Source organism: Vibrio sp. QJM3NY_15, assembly GCF_057785995.1.
The window spans coordinates 702,801-724,334 of record NZ_CM173518.1; the positions used below are offsets into that span (position 1 = coordinate 702,801).

Annotated in this window: 12 protein-coding genes and 3 pseudogenes; 9 read left to right on the plus strand and 6 right to left on the minus strand. The window is 44.1% G+C overall.

Translation table 11 applies throughout. From position 1 onward, the window contains the following. Positions 1-22: 22 nt before the first annotated feature. On the minus strand, positions 23-2,431 hold the full coding sequence (locus tag AC3CKG_RS19600) for a response regulator (RefSeq protein ID WP_488529852.1): 2,409 nt from the start codon (positions 2,429-2,431) through the stop codon (positions 23-25). Between the two features lie 88 nt (positions 2,432-2,519). On the opposite strand from AC3CKG_RS19600, the gene AC3CKG_RS19605 reads away from it, so the two are divergent. Continuing rightward, positions 2,520-3,278, plus strand: a complete 759-nt coding sequence (locus tag AC3CKG_RS19605; RefSeq protein WP_102280105.1) for a substrate-binding periplasmic protein — start codon at positions 2,520-2,522, stop codon at positions 3,276-3,278. A 171-nt stretch (positions 3,279-3,449) separates the two neighbouring features. On the opposite strand, the pseudogene ybiA reads toward AC3CKG_RS19605, so the two are convergent. Together ybiA and AC3CKG_RS19615 are read right to left on the minus strand one after the other, a co-directional pair. Next, a pseudogene (ybiA, locus tag AC3CKG_RS19610) lies at positions 3,450-3,934 on the minus strand (riboflavin biosynthesis intermediates N-glycosidase). A 254-nt stretch (positions 3,935-4,188) separates the two neighbouring features. Next, a complete protein-coding gene (locus tag AC3CKG_RS19615) occupies positions 4,189-4,383 on the minus strand; it encodes a hypothetical protein (RefSeq protein WP_488529853.1) in 195 nt (64 codons plus the stop codon). 362 nt (positions 4,384-4,745) lie between these two features. Here AC3CKG_RS19615 and AC3CKG_RS19620 point away from each other — a divergent pair, with 362 nt between their 5' ends. Genes AC3CKG_RS19620 through AC3CKG_RS19630 form a run of 3 tightly spaced genes read left to right on the plus strand, consistent with a single transcriptional unit; the run spans position 4,746 to position 6,990 of the window. Next, on the plus strand, positions 4,746-5,570 hold the full coding sequence (locus AC3CKG_RS19620) for an ABC transporter ATP-binding protein (RefSeq protein WP_099165987.1): 825 nt from the start codon (positions 4,746-4,748) through the stop codon (positions 5,568-5,570). Positions 5,571-5,578: 8 nt separating this feature from the next. Next, positions 5,579-6,511 carry an ATP-binding cassette domain-containing protein gene (locus AC3CKG_RS19625; protein ID WP_372204668.1) on the plus strand — a complete coding sequence of 311 codons (933 nt, stop codon included), beginning with the start codon at positions 5,579-5,581 and terminating at the stop codon, positions 6,509-6,511. Then, entirely contained in the window at positions 6,508-6,990 is a 483-nt protein-coding gene (locus tag AC3CKG_RS19630; RefSeq protein WP_102307866.1) for a transcriptional regulator, read from the plus strand. The genes AC3CKG_RS19625 and AC3CKG_RS19630 overlap by 4 nt, the downstream gene beginning before the upstream one ends. A 365-nt stretch (positions 6,991-7,355) precedes the next feature. Here the strand turns inward: AC3CKG_RS19630 and AC3CKG_RS19635 are convergent, their stop codons facing one another. Next, positions 7,356-9,335 (minus strand): replication initiator protein RctB domain-containing protein, encoded by a 1,980-nt coding sequence (locus AC3CKG_RS19635; RefSeq protein ID WP_017111265.1) that lies wholly within the window; start codon positions 9,333-9,335, stop codon positions 7,356-7,358. Positions 9,336-10,584: 1,249 nt separating this feature from the next. Between AC3CKG_RS19635 and AC3CKG_RS19640 the strand changes: the two genes are divergently transcribed. The 5 genes and pseudogenes from AC3CKG_RS19640 (at position 10,585) to AC3CKG_RS19660 (ending at position 17,323) form a co-directional block, all read left to right on the plus strand. Continuing rightward, positions 10,585-11,802 (plus strand): ParA family protein, encoded by a 1,218-nt coding sequence (locus AC3CKG_RS19640; protein ID WP_004732566.1) that lies wholly within the window; start codon positions 10,585-10,587, stop codon positions 11,800-11,802. 5 nt (positions 11,803-11,807) lie between these two features. Next, positions 11,808-12,782, plus strand: a complete 975-nt coding sequence (locus AC3CKG_RS19645) for a ParB/RepB/Spo0J family partition protein (RefSeq protein WP_488529854.1) — start codon at positions 11,808-11,810, stop codon at positions 12,780-12,782. A gap of 92 nt (positions 12,783-12,874) precedes the next feature. Further along, a pseudogene (locus AC3CKG_RS19650) lies at positions 12,875-13,168 on the plus strand (tRNA(Met) cytidine acetyltransferase TmcA domain-containing protein); the annotation flags it as partial. 201 nt (positions 13,169-13,369) lie between these two features. Next, positions 13,370-15,046, plus strand: a pseudogene (locus tag AC3CKG_RS19655) (GNAT family N-acetyltransferase); the annotation flags it as partial. 606 nt (positions 15,047-15,652) lie between these two features. After that, positions 15,653-17,323: a flagellar assembly protein A gene (locus tag AC3CKG_RS19660; RefSeq protein WP_065106003.1), complete on the plus strand. Its 1,671-nt coding sequence runs from the start codon at positions 15,653-15,655 to the stop codon at positions 17,321-17,323. A gap of 150 nt (positions 17,324-17,473) precedes the next feature. Here the strand turns inward: AC3CKG_RS19660 and AC3CKG_RS19665 are convergent, their stop codons facing one another. Then, positions 17,474-19,222 (minus strand): SgrR family transcriptional regulator, encoded by a 1,749-nt coding sequence (locus tag AC3CKG_RS19665; protein ID WP_488529855.1) that lies wholly within the window; start codon positions 19,220-19,222, stop codon positions 17,474-17,476. A gap of 186 nt (positions 19,223-19,408) precedes the next feature. Then, positions 19,409-21,523 carry a type I secretion system permease/ATPase gene (locus AC3CKG_RS19670; protein WP_065106001.1) on the minus strand — a complete coding sequence of 705 codons (2,115 nt, stop codon included), beginning with the start codon at positions 21,521-21,523 and terminating at the stop codon, positions 19,409-19,411. Positions 21,524-21,534 lie beyond the last annotated feature (11 nt).

Below are 21,534 nucleotides of genomic sequence, written 5' to 3' on the forward strand. Positions count from 1 at the left end.
GTTCCGTTTGATGAGGAACTAACTAAACAATCTTTTGCTCATCTTCTTCTTTGGCCGAATCGGTTTCCTTAGATAAAAAACTGGCAACGATCTCTCTCAGTTTCCCTTGATTAACCGGCTTTGGTAAAAACTCATCCATACCCACATCAAAACACAAATGCTTGTCTCTCTGCACAACGTTAGCCGTCAGCGCGACAATTGGAATATGCTTTGAAGAGCCCTCTTCGATCGCTCTGATCTGTTTCGTCGCTTCGAAGCCATCAAGAACGGGCATCTGGCAATCCATAAAGATCATCACATAGTCATTGGCTTTAAACTTCTCGACACCAATTTCCCCGTTGTCCGCGATATCCACTTCAAGACCAAGCTTCTTAAGCATCATCTTAGCGACTTGTTGATTCACTCTTGAATCTTCAACGACCAACACTTTGCCGCTAAAAGAGGCGGTGACCGCCGCAGGTTTTGGTTCTTCTTTTAAAGCTGTTTTCTCAGGCTCTGCTGGTTTAGCAACAGCTGCCGGTTTGGTTTCTGGCACAGGCTCATTGTCTTTGAACGCCACCTCGCCTCGATTTGGGTAGGTGAAGGTCGAAGTATCTGCCGCTCTCGCTAGCACCTCACTGATGGTCCACTTAAGCTGGTTATCTTGATATGGGCGAGCAATGTAAGCGACAAAGCCGACTTGCTTGGCTCGAACTTCATCCTGCTTTCTTGGGTCAGCAGAGATCATCACCAACTTCGGACAACCTTTCTCAAAGCGTTCAAGCAAACTTCTGGCTAACTGGAAACCATCAATCGATGGCATCACCTTATCTATCAGCACTAAATCATAAGGCGTCGATTGAGCAATGGAGTCAGCCACCAGCGCTAATGCTCTCGAACCTGTCTCACAGCATTCCGATGTCACTCCAAAGGACTGCAGTTGCGTCGAAGTAATCCGCATGTTGAGCTGGCTATCATCCACCAACAGCACGGAGATCTTGTTAAAGTCGATACGGCTCTCTTCCACTTCCAAACACGGATCAAAGTCAGCGGTGAAATAGAATGTACTGCCCTGCCCTTGCACACTAGTGAGCTCAAGCTTGCTGCCCATTAAGGTAACGATTTTGTCGCATATCGTTAAACCAAGCCCAGTACCGCCATAGATACGAGTTGTGCTGCCGTCGGCTTGTTGGAACTTATCAAACACCGATTGTTGTTTGTCTTCCGCAATACCAATGCCGCTATCTTTCACCTCGAATCTGACTCTCAGCTTTTGCTCAGGTTCTGTGATTTCTTCTAAGCGAAGTGAAAGCGTGATATGGCCATGCTCAGTGAACTTGATTGCGTTGCCGACTAGATTATTCAGAACCTGTCTTAACTGGGTGCCATCGCCGATCACCATGGTTGGAATCTTAGGATCAATGGCCAGTTGGAATCTGAGCCCTTTTTGTTCGGCTTTCACTCTGAAGGTCGACTCAACATCAGCAGCAATACCCATCATTTTCATCGGCTCTTGCTGAAGCTCTAAACGACCAGCTTCAATCTTCGAGTAATCGAGAATGTCATTAATCAGATCAAGCAGCGTGAGCGAAGAGGTATTGAGCATGTCGACATACTCTTTTTGCTCTTTCGGCATGTCCATTTCAGAAAGCAGAGACGATAACCCGATGATGCCGTTCATTGGAGTACGGATCTCGTGACTCATATTGGCAAGGAATTCACTCTTGTTGCGGTTGGCTACCTCTGCGGTGTTTTTGGCTTTTTCCAATTCTTGGTATTGTTGGCGAATGCGTTCAATAGACTGGTTATAGCTCGACTCTAGCGTCGAAATCTCATCTTGATAGGTACATTCGGTTGGGGTGAGAAAACGTGGCTTGTTGTCTTCTACTTGTTGCTGGTTAATTTGAGAAGACATGATCATCAAGCGTTTGACGACTAGACGATAAACGATCGTTAGACACACCAGAGAGAGCAAGAAGATTTTCACGGCTTCGAAGGCGAGTAACAACAGAACCCGTTCTTCGAAATCATCGAGGATAATACTTAAATCAGCTTGCACCGTTAATGTGGCAAGGGGGTAATCTTTCCCTCCCATTTGGTGCACCATTTCCCAAGACTGGGAGTACGACTGACCAGAGGTTGCTTGACCCAGTTCTAGAATTTTTTCATCGGGGCTTTCTATGAGTAGATAACTCACAGAGGGTAAACGAGAGATGCCTTCAGCTTGCACGAACAGTTGAGTTCGGTCTTCCACCCACAAGCTCGCCGTTAAACCGGAGAGGTAGCCAGCTTTAACCTGTTCGATCTGAGAACTGATAAAAGAAACTCGATTTTGGTACTCCACATATAATCCCAGACCTGTCACTATGACTGTGAATAAAGTGCTGATTGCGATTATTGTCCCGATCAACTGTCGAGAGAGTCCAATATAGCGTTTTCCTTTTTTCACCATACACAAATTACCATTATTGTTATCCTAGCAAACTACAATTACTCAACTAGTATAATAGTAGTCATTCATCAAATAACTAGGGAAGGTTATGAAAAAACATCTTATCGTTGCATCCATAGTCAGTTTGTTTTCAAGCAGTTATGCTTCTGCAAGCGAACCTCTTCACTACTACATTATTGCGAGCCAAGCGCAACCTTTTCAGATCGAAACTGACGGGTCATCTCACAGAGGAATGGTTTCAGATATCGTGGAAGCGGTATTCGATGACAGCCAATATGAGATCAACTACCACACCTACCCTTTTAACCGAATGATCGACAAGCTTGATGCAAGAGAGAATCCAAACTGGGTAACCTACGGCAGCCCAAGCTGGGGAAATATCCAGTCGGTTAACCTGTCTAAAGATCCGATTTACAATGTAAAACACGTATTACTCAGCAGCGGTAAAAAGCCGTTTGAGTTTAATACTATCGACGATTTAAACGGAAAAGCGGTGGTGTTGCTGGTGGGATTTGAGTATCCGAACCTAGAGCCTTACATCAAACAAGGTAAGCTCAACGAAATTCGAGTGAAAGATTACACGGCTGCGTTTCGTGTCCTGAACCGAGCACCTGGTGATACTGTGTTTGTTGAGATGGAATCACGAATCAAATATAACCTAAACGAGCAAAAGCTGAGTATTGATGACTACCAGATGCAAGAGTTTGGCTCTGTAATCAATAACTACCCTATCCATTTGGCGTTTGACCCTGAGATGGATCCTAAACTGCAAACCTTCATTAACCAACGTCTCGACCAAATGAAAGACGATGGACAGCTCAACGACATCGTACAGAGCTACTTATAACGGCAGAGTCAGTGATAGCTTGATACCGTAGTTTGGCTCTCTTCGATAACCAAACTACCTCTAGACCGAAAAGGCCGCCCTGCTTAGCTATAGACTAAATAGCAGGACGGCCTTTTTAATGCGAAGAAGCTAACGCTGATAGACCCGTTCTAATAACTGAACTCGAACAAACTAGTGCGAAGCAATCAAATGCCGTTGCTGAGTGCGAAGCTGGTGACGCACTGCCATCAGAATCTTACCCAAATGGTTCTCGCCGGTTCATCCCCGCCATCGCCCCAGAAGTGGTCTTTGTGCGAATGTTCTTTGATCACCGAATCTCCGGTATTGGTAAGAAACAACGCAAACTGTGGATTCTGTCTAAACTTCTCCGTCACAATGAACTGCATCACTTCAACACGAATGTCATACCAATCTTCACGTACTTGATCTTCATAATCACGACTCAACGAAAATGCTTCAGCAGGCGAACAGGCTTCCAAAATAGTATTGCGCAGTTCTTGAGAGGCGAACTTCATCGCTTGATAATAGTGTTCGCTGGTAGCCCATACTTGGTCGTCGACCTTAATGGGGCAAGCCGCAAAATTTGAAAGGTATCCGTTTGGATCTTCAGGTTCATAAAACAGCACTTCTTTGGCTTGAGCCACAGAATTAGACATAGCCTTCTCCTTACCAACGACATCGCATATTTTTGCTTTAACTTTAAAATTAGTGGCGTTGCATATTGCTGTCAAACAACTTAGTTCAAGAGTAAGCCATCAGCGTGTTTTTAGCAGGAAAGAGAGGTATGAAGCGAGTTTTTATTAATTAAGAAGTGAATGGGATGTGGTTGTTTAAAAATGCAGTTAAAGAAATAAAATCTATATAAATCAAAGGGTGGTATGTGACCACCCTTGAAATACAGTTGGAAATTTTAGTGAATCAAGCCAAGATCTCTCGCTTCTTCCAGACTAAAACCGCTTTCTCTAATTTCTCTTAGAGTCTCGATACGACGACGAGCTTCAGCAGACTTCATTTTCTGTTCTGGTTTGAAAGATACTTCTTCTTCAGCATCCCACTTGTTTGCAATATTTGTCATTTCGTCATGGTTGATAGAATTAATGGACATGTTTTCCTCCGAAAAGCACCATGTAATGGACAGCTAATCTGTAGCAAAAGCTAAATCACTTGTTAAGAAATTCTGTACTGAAATGTGATGATTCCGACGCTTCACAAAGCTAATTAATAAATGCCTCATTTAAACTTTGCCAAAGCCAAATTCTGCAATTACATTTACAAGATTCCCCACTAGAAATGTGGTTTGATCTAACTCTCATTTTCTCCTTTCTCAATGTTACTTTTCCACTGAAATCTCATGAAATAACCCTAGATTAATTTCGAGGCACTTCATTCTTTTTGTGCTCACTGCTTTCACTAAATTCACTTCATGTTAATGATAATGGTTATCAATATCATAACTGAGTATTTAGTATGTCTAGTGAACATTCAGAGACACCGCTTCTCCAAGTGAAGAATTTATGTGTCGATTACATTACCGATAACGGCGATTTTAATGCCGTCAAATCGGTAAGCTTTAACATCAATCAAGGAGAGATTTTCGGTTTGGCCGGCGAATCAGGGTGCGGAAAAAGTACCATCGCGTTTGCCATTAATCGTTTACACAAGCCGCCCGCTTTCATCTCGGGTGGGAAGATCATATTCAACGGGCAAGATCTGCTCGGTTTATCTGACGACCACTTGAACACCTTGCGTTGGAGCGAAATCGCAATGGTTTTCCAAAGTGCGATGAACTCACTCAATCCCGTTCTTCCTATTCAAGAGCAATTCGCTGATGTTTTGCGTCATCACAAAGGGATGACAGACGAACAAGCCAAAGACCGCGCAGAGAAGCTCCTCGACCTTGTAAACATCCCTCGCAACCGTCTCACCGAATATCCACATCAGTTCAGCGGAGGGATGCGTCAACGCTTGGTGATAGCCATTGCGCTCGCCCTCAACCCCAAGTTGATCATCATGGACGAGCCGACAACAGCACTGGATGTGGTTGTACAACGCGAGATTCTGCAACAAATACATCAACTCAGAGAAGAGTTTGGTTTCTCTATACTCTTCATCACCCACGACCTCGCACTAATGAGCCAATTATGTGATCGCATTGCCATCATGCGTCACGGTCAAATAGTTGAAGTTAATCAAGCCTATGAGATCCGTAACAACCCACAGCACTCCTACACCAAAAAACTTTGGAGTTCGTTCCCTAATATTCACCAACACGCTCACGCGACGGCGTGCTAGGAGGCTCCATGACACAACCCATTATCCAAGTAAAAAACTTAGTCAAAGAGTTCACCGTGGGCGGTGGCTTTGGTAAAGAAGAAATATTTAGAGCACTGCATGGCGTGAGTTTCGATATCTATGCCGGAAAAACACTGGCTCTCGTTGGTGAATCTGGCTGCGGTAAAAGCACTTGCGCTCGATTGATGACCAAGGTCTACCCTGCTACCGAAGGGGAAATTCTATTCAACGGCAAAGACATCTCAACGCTCAACAGCCGAAAAGATATCTTGGATTACCGCAGTCGTGTACAGATGGTGTTTCAAGACCCATTCGGTTCGCTTAATCCAACTCACACCATAGAGCACCACTTAACGCGCCCACTTAAGATTCATAAGCAAGTCGCCAATAAAGCGGCTCTAGAAGAGCGCCTTAAAGAGTTACTCACGCTGGTGGAGTTACCCGTCGAAACTCTAACGAAATACCCTCACGAGCTCAGTGGCGGCCAAAGACAGCGGGTTAACCTAGCCAGAGCACTTGCGGTTGGGGCTGAAGTCATTCTTGCCGATGAACCGACCTCAATGTTGGATGTGTCGATAAGGCTTGGGGTGCTTAATCTCATGCAGAGAATGAAGAAAGAACTTGGCATCGGATTTTTGTACATTACTCATGATCTTGCGACTGCCCATTACATCGCCGAAGAAACAGCTGTGATGTACAAAGGCCAGATCGTCGAATGGGGATCAACCCAGTCGATCTTAACCAATCCGCAGCACCCATATACCAAACTGTTGATCTCAGCGGTACCGGATCCTGATCTGCCATTTGGCGAACTTGTCAAAAATGAACCAAACTATTCAGTGAACGCTGATCTAATTCGAGAGCAGAGCAGTGAAATTCAGCATGAGATTAAGCAAGTTGCTGATAATCACTTTGTAAAACAGTGGGATAACGTTGCATGAATGAACTAGACACTTGGTTAGAGCGGATCGGAGATTGGTACAAAGACCGAAAGCATGATCAAGTGGAACGGTTAGAACCTTTGATCTTAACGCCTCCAGATGCACTCTGGGGGCCTTTGATCACGGATGAACAGAGCAAAGGCATCGCGTGTTGGTTGGATGGGTGCCTGAGAATCTTTACTTTCTATCGAAACTCAATCGAAAACCCACACCATCAAGAAAAGGCCTATCAATACCTGATGTTTGCTTACGGTAAGCTTCAGGCAGTGTCTTGTGACCCAAAAGCGGAACCCGGCCTACAAGAGTGGTGTACCAAGCGAGTACAACACTTATGTGTGCTGGCTTTGGAGTTTGCTAACCAACAACAAGAACCACGCTGGCAACAAGAATCGGAAAAGTTGATCGAATCACATGTGCGTTTTATGGCAAGCCAACCACAGAACGATGATCAAGGGAGAGCTAAACACCAACTTCATTGATCAACCCTATCTCGATCAAACATCAAGTCAGAGTCTCCTCAAAGTTAGATCCGTAGAAAGCATGATCTCACCTTGATCATGCTTCGGAGTTTTATTCTGTAAACTATTGAATTTTAATGATTCGATGAATTTCAGACAAAAAAAAGCGAGTCCCTTAGGAACTCGCGAAAATCTATTCAGTATGATGTAACAAAATATGAGCCAATCTATTAATCATAAGAAAGGACAAAGGTTGTCTATTCGGGATAAATAATAATCAACTAGGTGCTCTATATTGTCAGCACATTGTCAGCATTAGGTGCGGTTATTATCAACACCTAATGATGTTCAGATCATCCATTCAGCGGCGATTATAGGACTCAAGGCTAGTGGCCAATCGCCATTTCATCGAGCGCTAAGAACACATTTTCGTCTAAGTGACCTTCGTGAACTTGCTTGCATACCTTGCGGCGTACAGCCAGGCCAGAAATAAGACGCTCAATTGAAAGGTGTCGATTACTGGTGCTATCACGGTCGTTGTAGAGTTCGATCAGCTTACTCAACGTTTCGTAAGGAATCACATCCTCTCCAACTCTTAACCAATCAAGCTTCTCAATGAGCTCAGAGCACTCTTCTTTGATTGAGGCATGTGAGTGCCCGGTCATTGCTGATAAAGCCGTTATACTGCGTTCTAGAGCCTCTGAAGAGGTATATTTAGATAGGGTTATCATGATCTCGTCAGCATTGATCTCAACAGAGTGCTTACGTTGTTTAACTCTGCGCCCTAGCTTGCCTCTTGGTGAAGGAGCTTTACGCTGAATAGGCTCAAATTCGCCATCAATGATTTCAGATAACTCTTCCAGCTTTTGCTTAGACACCATTTCATTGCGCAGTGGGTTCGGCAATGTTGGCGCCATGTTTCGCTTACCTGCATTGGTGGTGCGCGCTCTTGAGTAACGCAGCACTTCTTCAACGTTACATTTGATATCGACCTGATAATCGGTGGTCTTGCCTTTTTCGATCAACGCCGTGATCGTCAGATGGTAACCCCACAGATTGACGAGGAAGGTATCTTCTTGCTCCCCTACTTCGCCCAACTTTCTCAGTTCGCGGATCAGATCCATCGAAAAACGACGCCAATCAATGTTACGCGCCAGTTTTTGATTCAGTTCGCTCAATAGCATGCAATCAGAATGACGACGCGCCATACGGCTTCTGAAGTACGAATACATTTGGAAGACCAAGGTATGTTGCTTCAGGATCTCTGGTGGGAACAGGAAGAAATAATCGCGCGTTAGGAGCTCTTCATAGAACGATGGCTCCCATACCAAGATGTACAGGTTCGGTTTAATGCGAATTTCGCCGTCAGAGCCCTCTGTAGGCGCTTCTTCCGATGCGGTGATGGTTCTGGCTAAGAATCGGAAACGGTCGCTCTTAAAGCCTTCTGGCATGTTCTCACTAAGCCAACGGCCAGTAAGCTCATGTAACTGAAAATCGGTAAACTCAATGCGGTCAATGCTGTCTCGAATAGAGTCACGAGCCGGGCCGCTGTCTTTCTTGCCACGCAATGAAAGAATATCCGTGATGTAGAGCGGCGTTTTGTTCGGGGTGTGCTTAGCATCTAGGTGGTAATCGTCTTGATGATGATCATGGTATTGAACCGTCAACGTGAATAACGCGAATAACGTCATCAGATCATCAACGGTCATAATGTTTTTTGAAGATCGTGTTTCGATCACAGCTCGAGTTCCCGAGATCGAAACCATCGATTTCTGGTAGCTCTTACGGGTTCTAGGTGGCGCTAACGCTTGATCGATAATCCCAGCCCAATTGGTTGGCGAGACAATAAATTGATCCGCTTCATCTTTCATCGTTGGTGGGGTATTAAGACCGTGCTCATTCAATAAACGTTTGTTTACTTTGGTTTGTGCGAGGGCTTTAGAACGCTTTTGCTTTTCGTTTTGTTTCACACTTTCAGTCACTAAGCTGGTGGCACCTAGCACTGATATCAACTGATTGGGATTAACAAAGCGATGTAGCATCGTTTTGCCTGCAAGGCCTTCTTCAAAGCGAACTGGGATTTGTTTGAAAAGTCCGATATTTACAGCCGCTCTGAGCCTTTGCTGTAAGGCAGCACGAGTGACTTGCCCATCGGTTGATTCGATTATTTCAGTGGTTGAAACGTATCCATCTTTGCTGCTAAACCCGCGAAGTGAAATTAGGTTGAGAAGCTCAACGATGCTTTTCGTGACCCCTTTGAAGTGTTGATATTGTTCTATCCATTCAACGGCTGTTTCAGATACCTCAAATAAATGACCATCTTTGTGGCTTCGTGCCTTAATTAACAATTTCTCTTCTGGTTTCATTTTTGATCCGTATCACACTAACCGTAATTTCACTATAGTTCCTGAATGATAAAGAAAGAATGATCATAAATAAAGAGAATTTATTGGCTTTTAAATAACTGATCTTTTTGATTAATATGATCTTAAATGATTAAGTGATCTAATGATCAGGGCGATCATTTGCTTTTAAGTTACTGAATTTAAAGTGTAAAAAAAATATCACTTGGAAAGCATGATCATAAAGATAACGAAACGATGATCATAAAAGTTAAGAAAGCATGATCACTAAACATCAGAACGATGATCATTAAGTCATTGTAAGCATGATCATTATTGGTTCGAAAGCATGATCATTATACTTATACAGCTTATCCACAGTCCACAATTGATCGACGAGGTTTAAATCATCAATGTGGATATTTTCGTTGGCTATTTTATCGGAACAATGATCAAGTAATGCGACTTTTACATCGCTCCTCCCCTTTTCTGTTTAAAACTTACTCGGTATTGATTACATAATCGATGGTTGGGGACTTTTGGCTCGATACTCAATAAATCAGGAAGCATGATCATGAAATTGTCATGTTTCTGCATTTCCAATCCGTGTCGATTGAATTTCCCATCAATGAGGCCTTATAGAGCTTGAATCCCCATTGCAAAAGCATTTGTCCGTAAGTTAGCTGTCAATTTACATGCTTCCGGAACGATATTTACTTGATCATTTTTCCGGAAGTTGATCATTTCGAACGGGCACTCATGCGGATCAATATTGGCGAGTTTACACCTTGATCATGCTTCATAATATAGCCTTATTAATTTTCTTACGAGTTCTGTATCCCATGATCATTCTTCCGGTTGAGGCTTCATTTTCTTTTTTTTAGTGACGTCTCATCTTCGCTTTGTTTTTTATTTTCCAAACGATTTTCTAGTTTTTACTCTTTGTTGGTTGCAAACCTGTCAATTTCGAATGCAAATCACACGAACCGTAATCTATGCTTGTGTTTCAATCGTTCCGAAGCTTTTTGACTGAAATTCCATTTACATTGTAAATAAGTGATGCTGTAACATTTTAAATGTAGGGTAGAAATAGCACTGTTATACATGACAAAAAAGGTCACTTTTGTGTCTGTCTTAGCCGTTGTTTCATCAAACTGTAAAAATACAGTCTATTTTATGTGATTTTACTCATAAATGTATGTTCATGTTTTTGTTGTGTTTGTTGTTAATCGCTGTACAATTTGTACTTAGTTAATCATTACGGAAACTGGCAATGAAAAGAGAACAAACGATTGATAAGCTCTATCAGCTGGCCGAACAAACTCAACAAGTTCAGGCTGACCGAATTGAGATTATTCTGGAAGAGCGAAGTGATGAGCATTTCCCTCCAATGTCTAAAGCTATGATGGAGACGCGTTCAGGCTTAACTCGTCGTAAATTGGATGAGGCTATCAACAAGCTTGAAGCAGATGGTCATCAGTTTACAAAGAACAACGCCAATCATTACTCGATTTCATTGACCGAAGCTCACATGCTGATGGATGCGGCTGAAGTGCCGAAGTTCCACCAACGTAAGCAGCATGTAGACAATAAGCCATGGGTTATTAACGTACAGAACCAGAAGGGTGGTACGGGTAAATCAATGACAGCGGTTCACCTAGCGGCTTGTTTGTCTCTGAATTTAGACAAGCGCTACCGTATCTGTCTGATTGACTTGGATCCACAAGGTTCTTTGCGTCTGTTCTTAAACCCACAAATTAGTGGGGCAGAGCACGACAGTATCTATTCTGCCGTTGATATCATGTTGGACAATGTGCCTGAAGGCCAAGATGTTGACCTTGAATTCTTGCGTAAGAACGTACTATTGCCAACACAGTATCCGAACCTAAAGACGATTTCGGCGTTCCCAGAAGATGCGATGTTTAACGCTGAAGCGTGGCAAAGCCTGTCTCAAGATCAGTCACTTGATATCGTTCGTCTTCTTAAAGAGAAGCTTATCGACAAAATCGCCGATGATTTTGATGTGATTATGATTGATACCGGTCCGCACGTTGACCCGCTAGTGTGGAACGCGATGTACGCATCGAATGCACTTCTTATCCCATGTGCTGCGAAGCGTTTGGACTGGGCTTCAACGGTTAACTTCTTCCAACACTTGCCAACTGTGTATGAGATGTTCCCAGATGATTGGAAAGGGCTTGAATTTGTTCGTCTTATGCCAACGATGTTTGAAGACGATAACAAGAAGCAGGTATCAGTATTAACTGAGATGAACTACTTGTTGAATGACCAAGTCATGATGGCAACGATTCCAAGAAGCCGTGCCTTCGAAACTTGTGCTGATACTTACAGCACGGTTTTCGACCTGACGGTTAGCGACTTTGAGGGCGGTAAGAAAACTCTAGCCGTTGCTCAAGACGCGGTACAAAAAAGTGCTCTAGAATTAGAGCGAGTATTACATAGCAACTGGCCTTCACTTAATCAGGGATAACAAAAATGGCAATTAAAACATCTGACTTAAATGCAAAGCTATTTGGTAAAGCAAACAAACGCCGTGTAGCAACACCTCAAGAAGCGCAAACAGCCGCAAAAGAGCAAGCTCAAGTGATTGAACTTTCGGTTGCGGGTGAAGAGCTGGTTTCATTTGAATTGGTTCGAATTCCTGCAGCTGACGTTGCGACTCGAACGGTTGTTTTTGAAGACAATGCTCGTGAGCAATCTTTCTTAAATGAACACGCTCTTTCTGATGTTCTGACTACGTTAAAAGAACGCGGTCAGCAATATCCAGCGGTTGGTCGTAAGAATAAAGATGGCAAGATTGAAGTTCTTGATGGTAGCCGTCGTCGTATGTCATGTATTTTAGCGGACAAAGAGTTCCTAATTTACGTAGCGGAAAACATTAACGGTGAACATGCTAAGTTTTTATCAGACGTTGCAAACGCTCATAAGCCACTTTCTCTTTACGAGAAGGGTAAAGAGATGCAAGCGAAACTGGATAAAGGCGAAGCTGAAGACCAAAAAGCATTAGCTAAAATGTTCCAGTGCAGTGAAGCTTTGGTGAGTGGCGCATTAAAAGCGGCGGCTTTACCACTTGAATTGCTACAAGCTTACCCGAATGTGAGCGACCTTGGTCGCCCAACGATTGTTAAACTGCACAAACAATTTGGTGGTTTAACGGGTGAACAGCAACAAACATTGCTGACTAAGTGTGATGCTTCTGAAGGTTTTGTATGGCAGCGTAGTGAAGCGCAAGGTGTAACGCGTTTAACGAAAGACGTGACCGAAACTTTGGAAGGTTGGATTCTTGAATTGGCACCTGCGCCAACGAAGAAAGCATCTCCAAAAGTTGAGCTGATCAAAGGTCGTGCTTCATACAGCCGCAAAGGTTCAAACCTAGCTTTGAATCTTAAAAAAGTGGATGACGCGACGATGCAAGAAATTTTGAACTTCGTTCAATCAAAACTCGATTAAGTTTACAAACTATCGAATGACTCTAAAGCCGCTTTATGCGGCTTTTTATTTGGCTGTGATAAACTGTGTTTAGATGAATCTGGACGCTAATTATGACGAACCCAACAAACACCTTTCTACATACTCTTTCCCAAACCGCCGAGCATAATCAGCACCGTTACGGTGTTGTCTTTTCTGGTGATCGTGATTGGCAAGACGCTACGATTCAGATCTTTCTTGATGCTTCTTTAGCTCAAACAGTTTTCCAGATGGGTGGTTCGCCTTTTCAATCGGTAACACATGTTCCGGTTAAAAAGGGGCAACAACTCCTAGGTCGAGAATGCCAACTACTTGTTTGTGATTTTAGAGAGCAGTTTGATGCCAACAGTTTTAGTGCGGCACTGGGTGCGTTAGTTGGTGGCGGTTTGTTGTTGGTTATCCCGCCCAAATCAGATGAATCTGAAGAGAGTTTGAATTCTACTTTTGGAAAACGTTGGTTAGCGTCCAATTTCGCCAAACTGTTTTCTGTTTCACAAGACGATGAACAACTAACGCAACTCTGTACTCGTAATTCTTTGCCTGAAGAATTAACCCAACCGAATTTGTTCGATAGATTTGAGCAACAAAAGACGGCAGTAGAGTTGGTTAAGAAAGTCGTCTCTGGACATCGAAAGCGTCCTTTGATTCTCACTGCAGACAGAGGGCGCGGCAAGAGTTCGACATTGGGTATCGCGTCTGCGGAGCTTTTGGTTGAGCGTCACGGGCTCAATATCATTGTCACCGCACCTTCGGTTAAAGCGGTTGAGCCAGTATTTGCTCACGCACGCCAACGACTAGACCCTTGTGACGTTATCAATGCTACTCATATTAGCCATCAAGGTGGCAGCCTAAGATTCGTTGCACCAGATGAATTACTTCAATCTAAGCCTGATTGCGATTTGTTATTGGTTGATGAAGCGGCAGCTATTCCGATCCCGATGCTTAAATCTATGGTCGGCAGTTATCACCGTATGGTTTTTTCAACCACGGTTCATGGATATGAGGGAAGTGGGCGAGGGTTTGGCATTAAGTTTGAGTCTTGGCTTTCTGAACATCGTCCTGGATGGAGGGGCTATAAGCTTGAGCAACCAATCCGCTGGAATAACAACGACCCTCTAGAACGTTGGTTGTTTGATTGCTTCCTTCTGAGTGGCGAGGTTTTATCGGGGAGTTCTGTTGTTCATGAGGCTGGTGATTTTTCTGACGAGGTGCTCAGCCAACTGAACCTGGTCGAGCTATCTAAAAACGAGTGTCTAGCGAACCCTGAAAAGCTTCAGCGATGTTTCTCTCTTTTGGTCGACGCTCATTATCAGACATCACCCAATGACTTAATGCAGTTTCTCAATAATCCGGCTATCCACTTATACGCAGCTTGGCAGCAAGATATTTGCTTGGGTTGTATGTTGGTGACGGAGGAGGGCGGTTTAGATAAAGATCTGATTGCTCAGATTCAAATAGGAAAGCGCAGACCTCAAGGACATCTTGCTCCAGTGTTGTTAGCGAATCAGCTCGGCTCTATTGAAGCGGCAACAAACCGTTGTATGCGTGTGATGAGAATTGCGGTTTCAATTGACCATCAAGGCTTAGGCTTAGGGAGTTGGATGCTTGAGCAGTTATCGAAGCAAGTCTCCGATATGGATTATCTGGCAACGAGTTTTGGTGCCACCAGCGAATTGGTTTCTTTCTGGCGACGTAACCAATTTACTCCCGTGCATATTGGGCATCAAAGAGATCAAGCGAGTGGTTGTCACTCGCTGTTGATGGTGAAGCCACTTGTCATTAGTGCTAACAATTGGGTCGCTCAGGTGCAGTCTCAGTTTGAGCAAAGTTTTTGCTTTCTCGTCTCTGGTTCTCTAACTTCTCTTGAGGTTGATATGGTTCGCGCTCTATTACCAAGCCAGTCACTGTCAGTTAGTGAGTTAGAAAAGAAGTTGCTTCGCAACTATGTAGAAGGCGGAAACAGTTACGACAGTATTGGCTTTATCACGTTGAAATTAATTCTAGCGAGAAACATTCAACTGTCGAGCGAGCACTCATTGCCATCAACAGAGCAGCCTATTAATTCTGAACGACAACATCGTGATGCCGATTATTCGGCTATCTCTGATTTGTTGATTGCAAAAGTAGTGCAACAAAAAGGGTGGGGGGCTTGTGTTGAACAGTTCAATCTTACCGGGCGTAAGCAAGCAGAAGTTCAGCTTCGACAAGATATCTCTATATTGTTGTCCAATTTACAGTGTAAATAGGCGAGGCGATTTTCCAAATTAATTTACAGTGTAAATCCTAAATGGCGATTTACACTGTAAACTGAAATCTATCTTTTGCTTCTTCTTCTTCTTCTTCGATTACTGGTTACTAACGCTTCCCCTAATTTTACTCTTTTTTCCTAAATCATCATATTGACCTAGTAACCCTAGAATTGGAAAGTACCGTCTCAGCATTTTAATTTGAACGTTGAGCTCATCAACTCAGACACCCGAATCTCGTTTACTCAATCGAATACCTGTTTACTGATGTGCGTTTCAATACAGACCTTCATCATCGCTTTTATCGAGTGTTTACTTGGTGTCTTCATCTGAGGCTTCCCCTCCATCGAATAATTCTAATGGTATTCATGCTCTATTTTCCATTGTCAGGTTCTAGAGCTCTATTCCAAAATTGCTTTCAAAAATCGCCGATTATGATTGTAAAGGTGAGCCCGCTCATAAAATGCGTGTGTCTTATTTCTGAGTCATGTTTGCACAATCGAAAGTAAGTGATGTGACGCTGATTATTCTAATGTGGTGATTCTAAGCTAAGAACGAATTATATAGACTGAATAACAACTGAGTCATTAGGGATACTCGATTCGAATGTGGGACAACATTGTTACTTTGTCAGAAGATAAGCTGCAGGTGGTTGCTCGTTTGCCATCTGGATTTGTGGTCGACGCAAGCTTTGATAACAAGACATTGCCACCAGCCTTGGAAGCTTTGAACGCATCTAACTATTTTCTTTTCGAAGAAGAGGTACTGCGCTTTGTCACTCTTTCTAAAGAAGGTAAGGGTGAAGCTTATGAGGGAATCTTGATTGCCGAAGTTCGTCATGCCAGTGTTGCGGTCGAATTGTCAGATGATGAGATGCTCGCGAGCCTTGTCGTGACTGGACCCTATAATGGACATCCGCTGCGTGGTAGCGACATCATTCACTGTTTGGCTCAGGCCCACATAACCAAAGGCATTAATAAATTAGCGCTTAGAAAAGTGTTGATGATGAGCAGCAAGCTAAAGCCTGGAGAAAAATTTACTCAGCCAGTCGCTCAAGGCACACAACCCGTAAAGGGTAAGGATGCGAAGTTTGCCGCCTTGGTTGAAGACATTACTCGCCAAGTCTTAAAGCCACGCAGCAAAGACGCTGGCAAGATTGATATGCGAGATTTAGGTGAGACCATTACCGTTGGTCAAAATGATCACTTGATGAAGCGCACTCCTGCGACTAAAGGTATTGCTGGCTTTACTGTTCAAGGTCGAATCATCCCACCACTTCCTGGACAAGACAGTTTAATCAAACCTGGCAAGGGCACCTACATTTCTCCCGACGACCCTAATTTACTTCTCGCCTCATGCCCTGGTTTACCAATCATTAAAGAACGCAGTATTGAAGTTGATGATGCGCTATGTGTCAGCAATGTTGATGTGTCTACCGGTCACGTTAAATTTAAAGGTAACGTTTTTGTCTCTGGAAACATTGAACCGGGAATGATTGTTAAGGCGACAGGCTGCATTACGGTTGGTGGTTTTATTGAATCGGCCGAGGTTCAAGCGCAAGGGGACATTAAAGTCGCGAAGGGGATTATTGGTCACACTACGAAAGAAGGTGAGCCCAAGTCTTGCAAAGTATTTACCAAAGGTTCCATTACTGCCAGCTACGCTCAAAATGCAGAGTTACAAACGGGTACCGATCTTCGTCTTGGTGTACACAGCATGGGTAACGAGATTCGATGTGGGCATGACCTTATCGTGATGGACACGATGAAGAAGCATGGCACGCTCAGTGGCGGAGAAGCTAAGGTGGGTGGCAAAGTGGAATGTGTCTTCTTGGGCGTAGAAGGGGATACCGCAACTAAGGTTCATGGTTTTGCGCGCTACGATGGTTACCGACAGAAGATTGCAGAACTCAAAGAGGTGTATAAACACGCGCAAGAACAAACCATGGGCGTAATTCGCCAAGAGCTCGAATTTAAGAAGCGGCCAAAAGCGGAAAGAAGCGAAGAGCAAGCGCAGGAGATTGAGCAGCAACGAGAAAAGAATAATCTCGCGATTGAAAATACTAAGTCGCAGTTGGATACACTCGAAGCGGAGTTTGAAACCAACCTTGCCGAGTGCACCGTAGAGGCACACGAAAAGGTGTATACCCGAGTAACGATTCAGTTTGGCGATGAAACAGTCACAACCAAACGAACTCATGGCGGCAGTGTTTTCTCGTTCAACCAATATGAGATTCAATGTTCGTTCAAGATGGAACAAGAAGATATCTCGTTGTAATTGGTGCCCATTTGCGGCACCGATTCAGTCGCTATCAAGAATATCTTCATCGCAATACGACATCATGTTAGAAGAAAGATACCTGTGAAGGACATTGCCCCTGATGTTCATTAGATAAAACAAAGACCAACTGCTATTCAATATTCTTCATTAATCAGAAGACCACACAGAGCGAATATCTGGCCACCCCCAATTAGTGAGCGATACATCTTCTAAGACGCCGTGAAAACGTAATGTTTGAGTGTGATGGAACATAGGAGCAATCCAATATTCACTGATTAGTGTTGAAGCGATGGGTTCTAGTGCTGTTAGATAATCTTCAAGAGGAGTGAATGCTCGTACGTTTTCCAATTGTTCATCAAGCCACCTTGCATTTTCCTCTCCCAGTGTGTGGTACAAAACGTTATTGCTGTAGAAATTAGAAAACGCTGAAGCATGACGGTTATCATCCAAATTGGTATTCGTTAAGATTAGTGTTTCGTTGAGCGTGCCGTTCTCTGCTTTTTCACTCAACTCTCGATAGGAATACATTACTATTTCAACCTTACAGCCGTGATCGGTCAGTACAGAAGAAATAGCGCGAGCGCATCGACGCAATGCTGTGTAATTGTAACCTGCGATGGTGATGGTTTTTGGTAACGCGCTGACTTCACCAAACGGGCGTAATACGGGGCTCCAAATGGGTAATAAGTTGTTGGCTAGTACGCTGCCGTAATGCGTTTTCTCTTTACGAAACAGTTCGAGCAGTCGCTGGGGGTGAATTAGCTCCGTAATGTAACGACGTTGGGCACGTGTTAATGGATGTTTCGTATGCTGATTGAATAGAGCGAATAAGCAGCCGTCTTCAGTTCGACTGTGTTGACTCGAGTGAGAGGCATTCGGTGTTTGTATTGAAACCTCAATACCGCTCGTGGTTTCAGATACTTGGATAGGAGCATTACTTGATAGCGATGGGTTCTCCATTTTCTCATCATTAACAATCCAAATCGTGACTAAATCGACTAACACACGACACGCATAGTAGCCATCGAACGCTTGCAGCTTTAGTTTATTTTTATCGTGCTCGACCACAGAGAATGGGCCACTTCCAATCACCGAGTTGTTGTTTGCAACATTCACTTGGCTCGCTGGCTGAATGCCGTATTTGACGCCTGAAATAAGCCCAGCGAACCCACGATCCGGTTTGTTCAATGTAAATACAACTTTCAGAGGATGCGGCGCAGTGATATCGGTGACGTGCGCTAGCTCTTTTTGGTAATACGGAAGAGCGCTAAGCTTGGCAAACAGGCTCACAACAGTATCCGCATCGATTGGTGTATCGTTATGGAACGTTAGCCCAGGACGAAGATAAAACGTCCATTGATAATTATCTTCATCATAACGCCAGTGATGAGCAAGCTCAGGCCTGACAACGCCATTGTCATGACTGGATACCAAGCAGCAATAAACCTGACGCAAAAAGAAACGCTCACTACAACGGTGTAATTGGTGGGGGACAATGCGCTCAAACATTCGCTTATATGTCAGCTGGATGTTCACTCGGCCTTCTTGAACAGAAGTCCCAGAGGTTGTTTTTAGGAGGCGGCCAAACATCGCCTCATCTTCATCGAGAATCGCTAATGCTCTCTCATACTTGCCTTGTTGGATTCGTTCTAGCGCAAGGCTCTCTTTTAGGGCGCTTAGCTCAATGTTTAAAAGTAGCGTTGATCGTTGATTTCGACCCGCTTTGGGCTGCCAGGTTAACCAGTCCAACTCCTGCATTTGAGACAATAAGTTGCGAGCATGCCGAGGAGAAGTACACAGTAAATCAGCAACTTCCTGTACTGTGGTTTTTATTTTGCTACCGACACCAATTGTTATGATTCGCTGGTAGTATCGAAGCAGGTTGAGATTAGACACTAAAAGCCCTTAGTTAATGAATAGCTTTGCATTTTACTCAACTTAGCTTTTAAAAAATAAGAAAATGTTCGGCTACTTTGTTCCTCTTTTGTTGTTATTTCAGATAAAAAAAAGGGGGAGCTGATGCTCCCCCTTTGCTTTTTAGTGATATTGATTTAGTTAGATTCTTTAAGTCACATGATCGCTTTAACTTGCAGCTCTTACCTTACCTTGCTTCAAGTCTGACAGAACTTGCGCTTTTGGACCGTCGGCAATAATGCTGCCTTTCTCCATCACAATCACTCGATCAACAATGTCTAACATCGAAGTCTTGTGCGTGATCAGAATTAAAGTTTCGCTAGGTAACAGTTGACTAAGTTGGTGCTTGATGTGCATTTCAGAACGGTTATCCATGGCACTGGTTGGCTCATCCATCAATAGCACTGGCGGACGACCTAAGAAGGCTCTAGCAATCGCGATAGCCTGACGTTGACCACCCGATAGCAATCCGCCACCTTCACCGACTTGGCGCTCTAAGCCCGCAGGATCTTGTTGAGTGAAAGCAGTAACGCCTGCGCGGTTAGCAGCATCCATAACATCGCGGTCATCAACCAATGGGCGACCTAATGTGATGTTGTCTCTCACTGAACCATAGAACAAGTTACTGTCTTGCGGTACACAGCCTATATTGCGTCGTACGTCGACATGGTGAAGTTGCTCCATGTCGGTGTCGTCTATACGAACATGGCCCTCTGTGGGCTTGTAGAGGCCCATAATCAAGCGCTCTAAAGTCGTTTTACCTGAACCGATACGGCCGATTATCGCGACTTTCTCGCCGGGTGTAATGGTTAGGCTCAAATCTCTCACTGACGCGACCGGAGAATCAGGGTAGTGGAAGGTTACTTTATCCAGTGCAATACGGCCTTGGATGATAGGGCGGTGGATATAACGCTTTCCTTCTTCCTGCTCATCAGGCATAGACATCACCTGTTCGATTAAGGTCATCGAAGATTTCGCCTGATTGTAACGCGTCGAAAGCAATGAAAGTTGAACAAGAGGCCCAATCGCACGGCCACTCAACATGGTCGCAGCAATCAAGCCACCCATCGTAAGTTCGCCTTCTGCAATTAGATACACGCCAAAAATGATCATACCGACGTTGGTACTTTGCTGAACAAAGCCTGCAGTGTTTTGGATGCTGTCAGTAATGCGGCGACTTTTGATGTTCCAGTTCGCCATGTGCGCGACAGCTTCTTCCCAACGGAATTGGAATTGGCTTTGAGCGCTGAAAAGCTTAACGGTTTCTAACCCCGCCAGGCTCTCAATTAAGTTCGCGTATTTCTGAGAAGCAAGGCGTGACCCTTCTTCAATGGTTCGACGCAGTGGGCCTTGGATTAACAATGCATAGATGATCAGAACCACAACACCGACCACCGGAACAAACACTAGATTCCCTGCCATTAACCAAATTAAAGCCAGGAACATCAGAGCGAACGGTAAATCGATTAACGAGCCAATCGTCGCAGAGGTAAAGAACTCACGAATCGATTCGAACTCTTGTAGATTTTTCGCAAAAGCACCGACTGACGCCGGTTTTGCTTCCATGCGAATGCCGAGTACTTTACTGAATAGCTTGGATGAAATCAGAATGTCCGACTTCTTACCCGCGACATCAATAAAGTAACTTCTCATCAATTTCAAAAGCAGATCGAAAAGGAAGACGACGAAGATCCCGCTTGCCAGTACCCATAAGGTTTCAAAGGCGAGGTTGGGTACCACTTTGTCGTAGACCAATCGAGTAAACATCGGGGCCGCGATGGCGAAGACATTGATCAAGATGGATGCGATAAGCACGTCTCGGTAGATGTTTTTCGATTCCCAAATGGTGCTCCAGAACCAGTGACCTTGACGTGTTTTTAGAATCTCTGGTGAGCGTTCATCGTAGCGAAACTGTTTTTTGACCAAGAAATAGCGGCCAATAAACTGTTCTTTCAGTTCCTCGACTGGAATGACGATGGGTACCATTCCACTTTCTGCGGTGATGATCTCGGCTTCTTGTTTTTCCAAATCGATACTATTAAGAACACATGCCTCACCCTGCTTGAGAAGTAAAACAGCAGGCAAAATAAGATGAGGGATGCTTTCTAGGTCGGAACGGTTTTCTTTCGCCACTAATCCCGCACGCTCGGCAGAGCGAGGGAATAGGAAAGGGGTGAGCTTTCCGTCTGATAGTGGCAGTCCATTGATCAACGCTTCGGGCGAGTTAGCTAACCCGTAATATCGGCTAACGTAGATCAATGAGTTCAATAGTGGATCTTGCATGCGATATAACC

Bases quoted from the DNA above. Each gene is read 5' to 3' on its own strand.
- AC3CKG_RS19615 (WP_488529853.1), bottom strand. From the start codon at position 4,383: ATGTCCATTAATTCTATCAACCATGACGAAATGACAAATATTGCAAAC.
- AC3CKG_RS19670 (WP_065106001.1), bottom strand. From the start codon at position 21,523: ATGCAAGATCCACTATTGAACTCATTGATCTACGTTAGCCGATATTAC.
- AC3CKG_RS19630 (WP_102307866.1), top strand. From the start codon at position 6,508: ATGAATGAACTAGACACTTGGTTAGAGCGGATCGGAGATTGGTACAAA.
- AC3CKG_RS19600 (WP_488529852.1), bottom strand. From the start codon at position 2,431: ATGGTGAAAAAAGGAAAACGCTATATTGGACTCTCTCGACAGTTGATC.
- AC3CKG_RS19605 (WP_102280105.1), top strand. From the start codon at position 2,520: ATGAAAAAACATCTTATCGTTGCATCCATAGTCAGTTTGTTTTCAAGC.
- AC3CKG_RS19660 (WP_065106003.1), top strand. From the start codon at position 15,653: ATGTGGGACAACATTGTTACTTTGTCAGAAGATAAGCTGCAGGTGGTT.
- AC3CKG_RS19620 (WP_099165987.1), top strand. From the start codon at position 4,746: ATGTCTAGTGAACATTCAGAGACACCGCTTCTCCAAGTGAAGAATTTA.
- AC3CKG_RS19640 (WP_004732566.1), top strand. From the start codon at position 10,585: ATGAAAAGAGAACAAACGATTGATAAGCTCTATCAGCTGGCCGAACAA.
- AC3CKG_RS19645 (WP_488529854.1), top strand. From the start codon at position 11,808: ATGGCAATTAAAACATCTGACTTAAATGCAAAGCTATTTGGTAAAGCA.
- AC3CKG_RS19625 (WP_372204668.1), top strand. From the start codon at position 5,579: ATGACACAACCCATTATCCAAGTAAAAAACTTAGTCAAAGAGTTCACC.
- AC3CKG_RS19635 (WP_017111265.1), bottom strand. From the start codon at position 9,335: ATGAAACCAGAAGAGAAATTGTTAATTAAGGCACGAAGCCACAAAGAT.